This is a genomic window from Trebonia sp. (assembly GCF_030042015.1).
Lineage (GTDB): Bacteria > Actinomycetota > Actinomycetes > Streptosporangiales > Streptosporangiaceae > Trebonia.
On the sequence record NZ_JASIAL010000139.1, the window covers coordinates 1 to 11,324 of the forward strand.

10 protein-coding genes are annotated in these 11,324 nt (G+C 71.9%); 3 read left to right on the top strand and 7 right to left on the bottom strand.

What is annotated here, in order from left to right; translation table 11 throughout:
* Nucleotides 1-82: 82 nt before the first annotated feature.
* The 4 genes from Q1N79_RS07070 to Q1N79_RS07085 all read right to left on the bottom strand — a co-directional run bounded on the left by Q1N79_RS07070 (nucleotide 83) and on the right by Q1N79_RS07085 (nucleotide 4,128).
* Nucleotides 83-1,672, bottom strand: coding sequence for an MFS transporter (locus tag Q1N79_RS07070; RefSeq protein WP_300605781.1), 1,590 nt, complete (start codon nucleotides 1,670-1,672; stop codon nucleotides 83-85).
* Entirely contained in the window at nucleotides 1,654-2,139 is a 486-nt protein-coding gene (locus Q1N79_RS07075; protein WP_300605782.1) for a hypothetical protein, read from the bottom strand. The genes Q1N79_RS07070 and Q1N79_RS07075 overlap by 19 nt, the downstream gene beginning before the upstream one ends.
* Before the next feature lie 193 nt (nucleotides 2,140-2,332).
* On the bottom strand, nucleotides 2,333-3,166 hold the full coding sequence (locus Q1N79_RS07080) for an ABC transporter permease (protein ID WP_300605783.1): 834 nt from the start codon (nucleotides 3,164-3,166) through the stop codon (nucleotides 2,333-2,335).
* The gene (locus tag Q1N79_RS07085; RefSeq protein WP_300605784.1) at nucleotides 3,163-4,128 is read right to left on the bottom strand and encodes an ATP-binding cassette domain-containing protein; all 966 of its coding nucleotides are present in this window, start codon (nucleotides 4,126-4,128) and stop codon (nucleotides 3,163-3,165) included. The genes Q1N79_RS07080 and Q1N79_RS07085 overlap by 4 nt, the downstream gene beginning before the upstream one ends.
* A 114-nt stretch (nucleotides 4,129-4,242) precedes the next feature.
* On the opposite strand from Q1N79_RS07085, the gene Q1N79_RS07090 reads away from it, so the two are divergent.
* Nucleotides 4,243-5,079: a TetR/AcrR family transcriptional regulator gene (locus Q1N79_RS07090; RefSeq protein ID WP_300605786.1), complete on the top strand. Its 837-nt coding sequence runs from the start codon at nucleotides 4,243-4,245 to the stop codon at nucleotides 5,077-5,079.
* 26 nt (nucleotides 5,080-5,105) lie between these two features.
* On the opposite strand, the gene Q1N79_RS07095 is transcribed toward Q1N79_RS07090, so the two are convergent.
* From Q1N79_RS07095 to Q1N79_RS07105, 3 genes are all read right to left on the bottom strand, one after another.
* Nucleotides 5,106-5,357, bottom strand: coding sequence for a Smr/MutS family protein (locus tag Q1N79_RS07095; RefSeq protein ID WP_300605787.1), 252 nt, complete (start codon nucleotides 5,355-5,357; stop codon nucleotides 5,106-5,108).
* Nucleotides 5,358-5,396: 39 nt separating this feature from the next.
* The gene (locus Q1N79_RS07100) at nucleotides 5,397-5,936 is read right to left on the bottom strand and encodes a gluconokinase (protein WP_300605789.1); all 540 of its coding nucleotides are present in this window, start codon (nucleotides 5,934-5,936) and stop codon (nucleotides 5,397-5,399) included.
* A gap of 210 nt (nucleotides 5,937-6,146) precedes the next feature.
* Complete coding sequence (locus Q1N79_RS07105; protein WP_300605791.1) at nucleotides 6,147-7,088, bottom strand: heme o synthase; 942 nt, start codon at nucleotides 7,086-7,088, stop codon at nucleotides 6,147-6,149.
* A gap of 173 nt (nucleotides 7,089-7,261) precedes the next feature.
* Between Q1N79_RS07105 and treY the strand changes: the two genes are divergently transcribed.
* Together treY and treZ are read left to right on the top strand one after the other, a co-directional pair.
* The gene (treY, locus tag Q1N79_RS07110; RefSeq protein ID WP_300605793.1) at nucleotides 7,262-9,742 is read left to right on the top strand and encodes a malto-oligosyltrehalose synthase; all 2,481 of its coding nucleotides are present in this window, start codon (nucleotides 7,262-7,264) and stop codon (nucleotides 9,740-9,742) included.
* The coding region (gene treZ, locus Q1N79_RS07115; RefSeq protein ID WP_300605796.1) for a malto-oligosyltrehalose trehalohydrolase at nucleotides 9,739-11,324 on the top strand (1,586 nt) is incomplete at its 3' end. The genes treY and treZ, both read left to right, overlap by 4 nt.

Below are 11,324 nucleotides of genomic sequence, written 5' to 3' on the forward strand. Positions count from 1 at the left end.
AGGGCAAGACAACCGACGATAAGCAGCGCCACGATCGCGGCGGTTCTCGGGGCGTAGCAGCGCAAGGCGGTCTCTCTTCCCGCTAACGATCCGGTTCATCGCGGAGCGTAGCAGCAGCGAGCGCCCCGGCCAGCAGCACCAGGCCGGCGGCCAGGTACAGCGCCGCGTGCAGCCCGGAGCCGAAGGCGCCGTCCGCCGCCCCGAACAGCTCGTCGATGATCTTCTTGTACGCGGCGTAGGCGGCTGGCACCTGCGTCTGCCCGGTCTCGATGGCCTGGATGATGACCGACTTGTAAAACAGCGGAACGCCGAGGCGCTGCAGTTCGCCGCCGAGGTCGGCGTTCAGCCGGCTGGAGACGAGCGCGCCGAGGATCGCCACGCCGGTGACGGCCCCCATCTCGCGGCTCGTGTTCACCGACGACGCGGCCATGCCCGACCGCTGCGGCGGCACTGCCCCGAGCGCGGCCGAGGTGACCGGCGTCACCGTGATTCCGATGCCGATCCCGGCGAGCGCGAGCGACAGGGCCAGCCCCGCGTAGGGTGGGTGCGGGCTGATGATCGCGTTGGTGATCAGCAGCCCCGCGCCGAACAGCAGGCAGCCGGTCGTGATCGGCCAGCGCGGCCCTACGGCCCCGGTCCAGTTCCCGGTCAGCAGCGAGGCCAGGATCATGAGCACCGTCATCGGCAGGAACACCAGGGCGATCGTGTACCCGGAGTCGCCGACGACCTCGACCAGGTACAGCGCGGTGAAGAAGAAGATCGCGAACGTCGCGAAATACACGCAGAACGCGGCGATGTTCGGCACCGTGAACTGCGGCGTCCGGAAGTACCGCAGGTCGAGCAGCGGGTTGGGGGCGCGCCGCTCCCACAGGCAGAACGCCGCCGCGAGCGCCGCCGCGGCGCAGAGCAGCGCGATCACGACCGGTGCGGCGAAGCCGGCCGCCTCGGCGTCGATGATCGCGAACACGAAGGTGGCCAGCGCGCCCGCGCCGAGCAGCGTGCCCGCGGCGTCCACCCGCGCCGCGGTCGGGTCGGCGCTCTCCGGTACGACGACGGTGGCGATGACCAGCGCGGCGAGGCCGAACGCGAGGTTGAACCAGAAGATCCCGCGCCAGCTCCACACCCCGATGATCGCGCCGCCGATCACCGGCCCGAGCGCCAGCGCCATTCCTGAGACCGCCGCCCAGACGCCGACGGCCCTGGCGCGGGCGCGCTCGCCCACGTAGATGTGCCGCAGCACCGACAGGGTGCCCGGCTCGCTGGCCGCCGCGCCGAGCCCCATCACGGCGCGGCCGGCGATCAGCACCTGCGGATTGGGGGCGAGCGCGCACAGCACGGACCCGGCGCAGAACACGCCGGCGCCGGTCAGCATGACCGCCTTGCGGCCGAGCTCGTCGCCGATCATGCCGCAGGCGAGCATGATGCTGGCGAACGTGAGCGCGTACGCGCCCACAACCCACTGCAGGTCGGTGACCCCGGCGTGCAGGTCGGTCTGGATGGCGCCAAGCGCCACCGAGACGACCGTGTTGTCGAGGAAGGTCAGGAAGAGCAGCGTGCACAGCGCCGCGAGCGCGAGGGAACTCGCGCCCGGGCGCGCGCCTGCCGCCTCAACGGTCGCGCTGCCGGCCCGGCGGCCGGCCGGCAGCGGACCCGTCAGCTTGCCGAACTGCACACCGATGGCGCTTTCCCGTTGTTCTCGAGGGCGAGCAGGGCGCAGAGGCTGCTGTCACTTACCTTCCAGACGCCGTCCTCGTACAGCGCGGTGCCCGTCTGCGCGGGAATCGGCGCGGGCTGCCCGCCGAGCAGCACCTCGTACTTGACGGTGGCCTGGGTGGGCGACGTCAGCGTCACCGAGGTGACCTTGGCCGACGCCTCCGAGCCGAGGCCGCTGGACAGGGAGGTGACGACCGAGGCGAACGTCTGGCCGTTCTGGAGCAGCTCGAGCCTCTTGGAGTTGGAGGTCGACGCGCTGAAGAACGCCTCCCAGTTGGACGTGATCGTCGCGATCGTCGCGGCCGTGCTGGCCGGCGTCGCGCTCGCGGACGGGGTGGTGGAGCTAGGTGAACTGCTGGAGCAGGCTGTTATCGCAACGGCGAGCGCCAGGCCAAGCGCCGGAGCCAGGATGATCCGGCGAGCCATACCATGGAATCGCATTTGTTGCGCCTCCCTCGGTCTCGGTCGGATGTGTATCGGAATGAGCATCTTCTCGACCGATATCTTCTCCCAGTCGGCCGTTTCGTATACGGCGGCATGTCGCGATCGCCGACACGCGCGTCAGTTCGCGAGTGCGCCCGTGTCTGCTGTGACGTGATGCTTCACGTGAAACGTGCGCTTACCGGGTCTTGCGCATGTACAAGTGCACGGCGAGCGGGGCGAAGACCACGAGCATCGCGAGCGACCAGCAGACCACCGCAAGCTCGGCGTGCTGCGCCGGCCACGCGGCGACATCGGCCGCCGGGTTCGGATTGCCGAACAGCTGGCGGCACGCGGCGGCCAGCGAGGACATCGGGTTCCATTCCGCGACCGGCTGCAGCCAGCCCGGCATGCTCTGCGTCGGCACGAAGGCACTGGAGATGAACGTCAACGGCAGGAAGATGATGAAGCCCGTCTGCTGCGCGGCTTCCGGGCTGCGCAGCACCATGCCGAGGCAGACCCCCGCCCAGGTGAACGCGTAGCCGAACAGCAGCGCGAGCGCGAACGCCTCGATCGCGTCGCCGGCGCCGGTGTGGATTCGCCAGCCGATCGCGAGCCCGACGGCCGCGACCATGGCGGCCCCGATCAGCTGGGTGAGCAGGTCGGCGATCGTCCGCGCCGTCAGCACGGCCGCGCGCGACATCGGCAGCGAGCGGAACCGGTCGATCAGCCCTGTGGACATGTCGGACACGACCGCGACCGCGGTGCCTGGCGCCGTCTGCGCCAGCCCCATGCCGAGCATGCCGCCGATGAGGTACTCGTGGTAGCTCCCGCCGCCGACGCCAATCGCGCCGCCGAACACGTAGGCGAACATCAGCACGAAAAGCACCGGCTGTATGGTCACGTCGGAGAGCGTCTCCGGCTCATTCCTTATCCGGGCGATGCTGCGCTTGGTCAGCACCCATACGTCGCTCAGGAACTGGGGGAACAGTCCTCGCCCGGTGGTCAGGTCCGCGGCGGACAGCGTGGTCATGCGGCTTCTCCTTCCGCCTTGTGCCCGGTCAGCGTGAGGAACACATCGTCAAGCGACGCGGTGCGCACGGATATGTCGCTGACCGTCACGTTCATCGCGTCGAGCGCGCGCAGCACGTCGGTGGCCAGCCCGTCGGCCGCGGCGACGGGGACCTCGAGCAGGAGGCCCGTTTCGTTCGCGATCACGGGGCCGGTGGCGAACGGCTTGAGCGCGGCGGCGGCCGCCTGCGTGTCGGTGCCCGGGGCCAGCGTCAGCGCGACGCGCTGGCCGCCGACAGAGGATTTGAGCTCGGCCGGCGTGCCCGCTGCGATGACCCGCCCGCCGTCCATGACCGCGATGCGGTCGGCCAGCTGGTCGGCTTCGTCCAGGTACTGCGTGGTCAGCAGCAGCGTGGTGCCATCCGCGGCGAGTTGGCGGACGATGCTCCACATCAGCGCGCGGGCCGCCGGGTCAAGACCGGTGGTCGGCTCGTCAAGGAACAGCACCGCCGGGTGCCCGAGCAGGCTCGCGGCCAGGTCGAGTCGGCGCCGCATGCCGCCGGAGTACGTCTTGACCGCCCGGGTGGCCGCGTCGGCCAGGCCGAAGCGGGCCAGCAGGTCGTCGGCGCGGCGCCGTGCCGCCTTCGCGGTCAGCCTGCTGAGCTGGCCGATCATGACCAGGTTCGCCCGCCCGGACAGGTACTCGTCCAGCGCCGCGTACTGGCCGGTGAGCCCGATGGCCTTGCGGACCGCGGCGGCGTGCGCCACCACGTCGTGCCCCACGATGCGTGCCTGGCCGGCGTCCGGCTTGACCAGCGTGGCGAGCACGCGGACCGCCGTGGTCTTCCCCGCGCCGTTCGGGCCGAGCAGGCCGTAGACGGTGCCCGGCGCCACCGTCAGGTCCAGCCCGGACAGCGCCCTCGCCTTCCCGAACTGCTTGACAAGCCCGCGCGCCTCGATGGCGGGCGCCTCGGGACGTCCCATTAGGTCCTCCCTCGCTCTCGTACGCCGTACTATGTCGTACGTCGTACGATAGCAGTACGGTGTACGAGAGGCAATGCTTTACCGGGAGCGGCCGGCACCGGGAGAGGAGGAGCGGTGCGCGAAGGCGAGGACGACGACGTGTTCCTGCCGCTGCGCCCGCTGCTCGGGGGCACTCCGCGGGACAGGCGCGAGTACGAGCGCGAGCAGCGGCGCGAGCAGTGGAAGGCCGAGTTCGCCGGCCGGCACCGCGAGCGCGGCCGGCCGGCCCGGGGGACATCCGGGCTCAGCCTGGCCGACATCGTCGGCACCGCGATCACCGTCGCGGACGCCGAGGGAACCGAGGCGGTCAGCATGCGGCGGATCGCCCGCGAGCTGCGGGTGGGCGCCATGTCGCTGTACTGGTACGTCTCGTCCAAGGACGAGATGTACCAGCTGATGCTGGAAAAGGTGCAGGCCGAGAGCCAGGCGCCGGAGCCGACCGGGGACTGGCGGGCGGACGTGCGGACGTACGCGCGCAACGCCAGGGCGGCCCTGCTGCGGCACCCGTGGGCCATCGACTTCCTCGGTCACGGCCCGCCTTCCGGGCCGAACGACGCGCGCAACGCCGAGCGGATGATCGCGGCGTTCGACGGGCTCGGCCTCGACCTGACCACGATCACGTACGCCACGGTGACGATCGGCACCTACGTTCTCGGCGCGGTCCTGCGCGAGGTGCAGGAGATCCGCTGGCACAGCGCCACCGGTCGGGCCAGGCAGGGCTGGAGCCAGGCGGACATCGCCGCGTTCCTCGACGAGCTCGACCGGCGGATCAGGCAGTCCGGGCGCTACCCGCACATCGTGCGGCTCTTCGACGAGGGCATCGACCCGGACTCACCGCAGACCAGGCAGGAGCGGTTCGAGTTCGGCCTCGACTGCGTGCTCGACGGCATCGCCGCCAGGTTCAGGGCCTGACCGCCGCGCACCGAGCCTGCCCCGCGCTACCACCGGAAGTGCACGAACAGCCGGCCGAAGTTCTTGGAGTCCTTCTCCACCCGGTGGTACAGCGGCCTGATGTCCTTGCGCTCAAGGAACCTCAGCACATGCTTCTTGAGCTGGCCGGAACCCTTGCCGGGGATGATCTCGATCAGCGGCGCCTTCTTCGCGACCGCCTCGTCGAAGACCCGCTGCAGCGCCCGCTCGATCTCGTCGCCCTGGTTGTAGATGTCGTGCAGGTCCAGCTTCAGCTTCACCCACTCAGGCTACGCCGGCGCCCGCCGCGGCGGCGCGCGTCACATCACGCCGGGCAGCGCCGGTCCCTCCAGGGCCGGCTCGCCGTACGGCCACAGCAGTGCGATGATCTTGGCCGCGGTCTTCGCGGGCTCGCCCTCGGCGAGCACGGTCTGCACTCGCTCGTCCGGCTCGGGCGGCTCCAGGGCGTCCAGCTGGCTTTCCATGAGCTGCTGCGGGAAGAAGTGCCCGGGCCTGGTTGTCAGCCGCCGCACCAGCACGTCCCTGCTGACCTGAAGGAAAACCATCGTGGCCTGCGGGCGCCCGCAAAGCAGCACGTCCCGGTAGGCCCGCTTCAGGGCCGAACAGGCGACCACGCCGGACTGCCGCGCCGCGATCCGCTCGTCCATCCAGTCGCCGATCGCGTGCAGCCACGGCCATCGGTCCTCGTCGGTGAGCGGGACGCCAGCGTGCATCTTGGCCACGTTCGCGTCCGGATGGAAGTTGTCGGCGTCCGCGAAACGCCAGCGCAGCCGTCCCGCGAGCAGCGCTCCGACGGTCGACTTGCCGCTGCCGGCCACTCCCCCCACGATGAGAATCACGGGCCGGAGTCTAGTCCCCGGCCTGCGGGGCGCCGAGCACGGCGGGTAACGAGACGCGGCAGCGCGGAGTTAGCTCAGACAGCGGCCGCGCAAGGAAAATGGCCCGCGGGCTCTTAACGTTGGGAGCGTCACCTGGTCTGCCCGCGGGCCGCCTTCATAAGGCTTAACGCGCCCGGCGCGCCGCCGGTTCAATCGGCGTGCCGAAAATCTCTATCGGACTACAGCGCCCACCGCGACGGCGGCGAACAGCAGCGTCAGGTAGACCAGCGACAGGTGAAACAGCCGCATGGTGACCGGCCTGTCTTCGCTGGCGCCGCCTCGTGCGGCGTGGTACAGGCGGTGCACCTCGGACAGGAACACGGCGCCGAGAACGGCCGCGACCCCGCCGTACACCGGCCCGGCCCAGCGCCAGAGCGCGAGCGAGGCCGCCACCATGAGCCAGCTGTCGACCACCGACTCCGCGAGCACGCGGCGCACGGGGGCGACCACGGGGAGCATCGGGATGCCCGCGCTGCGGTAGTCGTCGCGGTACTTGATCGCCAGTGCCCAGAAGTGCGGCGGCTGCCAGAAGAACACCACCGCGAACAGCAGCAGGCTGGCCACGGACAGCGATCCCCTGGCCGCCGCCCAGGCGATCAGCACCGGCGCCGCACCGCACACCCCGCCCCACAGGGTCGACTGCGCGGTATGCCGCTTGAGCAGCATCGTGTAGATCACGACGTAATACAGGATCGCCGCCAGCGTCAGCCCGGCCGCGAGCAGGTTCGTGGTCACCGCGAACAGCGTGACGGAGACCACGCCGAGCACGATGCCGAAGGCCAGGGCCGCCCGCGGCGCGACGGTGTGCGTGACCAGCGGCCTGCCGCTGGTCCGGCGCATGAGCTCGTCGATGTCCCTGTCGATGTAGCAGTTCAGCGCGTTGGCACTGCCCGCCGCCAGGGCGCCTCCGATGACCACGACGGCCGTCACGAGCAGCGAGGGCAGTCCCCGGTAGGCGAGGAACAGCGTCGGCACCGCGGTAATGAGCAGCAGCTCGACGATCCGCGGCTTGCAGAGCGCCAGGTACGCGCCCAGCGTGGCGCCCAGCCGCGCCGGCTGTCGCGGCCGCTGCTCCGCGGCGTCAGCTCGGCGATGGAGGTTGACGACGCTCACCTGGGATAAGACCACCTTCCGGCCCCGCGGAAGGCCGGGCACCGCATTGAGACTACACGGCGTCGTAGCCTGCCGGCGCGCGAGCCTGGCGGCAGGGGAGGCGCCACGGTGCGTTCGGAATAGTCCTGGCGGGGAACCTCAGAGGACAGGAGCTGACTTACGGGGGGCAATGGGTGACGGCGCGTGGCGTGCCGGTCTCGACGTACCGGCTGCAGCTGACCCCTGACTTCGGGTTCGGCGAGGCGGCGGAGGCCGCCGGCTACCTCGCGGACCTGGGCGTCACGCACGCGTACCTGTCGCCGGTGCTCGAGGCGGTGCCCGGGTCGCGGCACGGCTACGACGTCACCGACCACTCGCGGATCCGCGGCGAGCTGGGCGGGGAAGACGGCTTCCGCTCGCTGGCGGCGCGGCTGCGGGCGGCCGGCCTGGGCATCGTCCTCGACATCGTGCCCAACCACATGGCGGTCCCCAAGCGGCTGTCACTGAACCGGCAGCTGTGGACGGTGCTGCGGGACGGGCCGGAGGCGGACTGCGCGCACTGGTTCGACGTCGACTGGGCGGCGGGCGACGGGCGGATGGTGCTGCCGGTCCTCGGCGGGCCCGTCGACTCGTGCCTGCCCGACCTCGCGGTAGATCCGCGCGGCGGGGACCCCGTCGACGGCGAGCCGGTGCTGCGCTATTTCGAGCAGGAGCTGCCGCTGGCTCCGGGAACCGCCGGGCTGCCGCTGGCCGACCTGCTCGACGCCCAGCACTACCGGCTCGCGTACTGGCGGGACGTGGCGGAGCTGAACTGGCGGCGGTTCTTCGACGTCACTCGCCTGATCGGGATTCGCGTCGAGGACCCAGGCGTGTTCGCCGCGACCCACGAGGTGATCCTCGGGCTTGTCGCCGACGGCCTCGTGGACGCGCTGCGGGTAGACCACCCGGACGGGCTCGCCGACCCCCGCGGCTACCTGCGGCGGCTGGCCGCCGAGACCGGCGGGTCATGGGTCGTCGCGGAGAAGATCCTCGCGGTCGGGGAACGGCTGCCGGACGACTGGCCGTGCGCGGGCACGACCGGCTACGACGCGCTCCGGCTGGCCGACGGGCTGTTCGTTGACCCGGACGGCGCGGGCGGCCTCCTTGAGCAGTACGCGCGGTTCGCCGGCCAGGTGCTGCCGTTCGCCGAGGTCGCCTACGCCGCCAAGCACGAGATCGCGCGCGGTGCGCTGGCTCCGGAACTGGCCCGGCTTGCCCGGCTGCTGTGCGAGCTGCGCCCGGACGCGACCGCCGAGGACGCGCGGCAGGTGCTGGGGGAAGTGCTCGCGGCCTTCGGGGTGTACCGGGCATACGTGGCGCCTGGCGAGCCGCCGCCTGACGCGTCGGAGGCGGCGGTGCGGTCCGCGGTGTCGGCGGCCTCGGGGCGGCTGCGGCAAGCGCTGCACGCCCTGGCCGTGGCCGCGGGCGACCTGGCGCTCGGCCGCGGCGCGGCGGCGGGGGAGCCCGCGGCCGCCGAGTTCGTGGTCCGGTTCCAGCAGACGACGGGACCGGTGCTCGCCAAGGGGATCGAGGACACCGCATGCTACCGCTGGCCCAGGCTGATCTCGCTGAACGAGGTGGGCGGGAACCCCGACAGGTTCGGCGTCCGGCCGGATGAGTTCCACGCGCAGGCCGGCCGGCTGGCCGCCGACTGGCCGGCCACGATGACCACGCTGTCCACCCACGACACCAAGCGCGAGGAGGACGTCCGCGCCCGGCTGGCGGTCCTCGCCGAGCAGCCCGCGGCATGGGGGCGGCAAGTCGCGCGGTGGCATGACCGCGCGGCCCGTCTTGGCGGCCCCCCCGTGGACCCGGACACCGAGTACATGCTCTGGCAGACCCTGGTGGGCGCCTGGCCCATCGGCGGCAAGCGGCTCGCGGGATACCTGGAAAAGGCGATCCGCGAGGCGAAGACGCGGACCTCCTGGACCAGCCCCGACCCCGAATACGAGGCGGCGGTGCAGGGCCTGGCCGCCGCCATCCTCGCCGACGCCACGCTGGCCGAGTCAATCGGGGCGTTCGTCGCCCGTATCGGTCCCGACGCGATGGCGAACTCGCTCGGCACCAAGCTGGTCCAGCTCACCATGCCGGGCACGGCCGACGTGTACAACGGGTGCGAGCTTGGCGGGTTCTACCTGGTCGACCCGGACAACCGGCGCCCGGTGGACTTCGCCCGCGGCCGCTCGCTGCTCGCTGTCCTCGACGCGGCCGCCCAGGACGCGGCCAGCCCGGACGCGGGCGGCCTGGACGCGGGCGGCCGCGATGCGGGCGGGTGGCCTGACGCCGGTGCGGGGCTCGACGCCGCCAAGCTGCTGGTCACGTCCCGGGCCCTGCGGCTGCGCCGCGACCACCCCGGCTGGTTCGCCGGGAGCTACCTGCCGCTGACCGCGGCCGGCGCCGCGGCGGGCCACGCGGTGGCCTTCGCCCGCGGCGGCCGCGCGGTCACGGTGGCGACCCGGCTGCCGGCCGGCCTGCGGAACCGCGGCGGCTGGGCCGGCACGGTCCTGACGCTCCCGACCCCGGCTGCCGCGTGGGTGGACGTGCTCACCGGCAGCACCTATCACACGGCCACGGTGCCGCTCGCCGCGCTCACGCGCCGGCTGCCCGTGGCGCTGCTTGTCCCGGAGGCGCGGTGACAGTCTTCAGCGTGTGGGCCCCGGACGCCAGCCAGGCCGAGCTGGAAGTCGCCGGGCGGCGCTACCCCATGCGACGGGGCGGCCGGCCTGGCTGGTGGCAGGCGGGGGTGCCAGCGCCCCCGGGGACGGACTACGCGTTCTGGCTCGACGGCGACGGGCCGCTGGCGGACCCGAGATCGCCGTGGCAGCCGTACGGCCCGGCCGGCGCGAGCCGGACCTACAACCATGCCGCCTTCGCCTGGACCGACTCCGGGTGGCGCGGCGTGCCGCTGCACGGGGCGGTCGTCTACGAGCTGCACGTGGGCACGTTCACGGCCGAGGGGACCCTGGACGCCGCGATCGGGCGCCTGGATTACCTCGCCGGCCTGGGCGTCACGATCGTCGAGATCATGCCCGTCGCGGCCTTCCCCGGTCAGCACGGCTGGGGGTACGACGGGATCGGCCTGTGGGCGGTCCACGACCCCTACGGCGGGCCCGACGCGCTGAAGCGGTTCGTGGACGCGTGTCACCGCCGGAGCCTGGGCGTCTTCCTCGACGTGGTCTACAACCACGCCGGGCCGGGCAACCGGCTCGCGGAGTTCGGGCCATACTTCACGTCCGCGTACCTGACGCCGTGGGGTCCCGCGGTGAACCTGGACCAGGCGGGCTCCGACGAGGTGCGCGCCTTCGTGGTGGGCAACGCGCTGACCTGGCTGCGCGACTACCACATCGACGGGCTGCGCCTTGACGCGGTGCACGCGCTCGAAGACCACCGGGCCGTGCACATCCTGGAGGAGCTGGCCGCCGCGGCGGACGCGCTCGCCGCCTCGGTCGGCCGGTCGATGGTCCTCGTGGCGGAAAGCGACCGCAACGACCCGCGGCTCATCACCTCGCGGGAGGCCGGCGGGTACGGGGTGACGGCGCAGTGGAGCGACGACTTCCACCACGCGGTGCACTGCCTGGTGACGGGGGAGCGGCAGGGGTACTACGGCGACTTCGGGGCCGTATCGGCGGTCGCTAAGACGCTGACCAAGGCGTATTTCCACGATGGCACGTGGTCGTCGTTCCGCGGCCGCACCCACGGCCGGCCGGTTGACGTGCTGACGGTCCCCGCCTGCCGGTTCGTGGTCTTCCTGCAGGACCACGACCAGGTCGGCAACCGGGCCGTCGGCGATCGCATCGCCGCCACACTGGCAGGTCATTCGCTGCGCGACGGGCTGCTGCGGGTGGCCTCAGGCCTGGTGCTCACGTCCCCGTTCACACCGATGCTGTTCATGGGCGAGGAATGGGGCGCCGACACTCCGTGGCAGTTCTTCACCGACCACACCGACCCGTCTCTCGCCAGGGCGGTCAGCGCGGGCCGCAAGTCCGAGTTCGCGGCGCACGGCTGGGGAGCCGCCGAGATCCCCGACCCGCAGGACAAGGAGACATTCCTGCGCTCCAAGCTGGACTGGAGCCAGCAGGAGCGGGAGCCGTACCGTTCGCTCCTTGACTGGTACCGGTCGCTGCTCGCGCTGCGCCGCGCCCGGCAGGAACTGACCGATCCGCGGCTGGATCACGTGCACGCGCAATACGACGAGCAGGCCCGCTGGCTGCTGGTCGC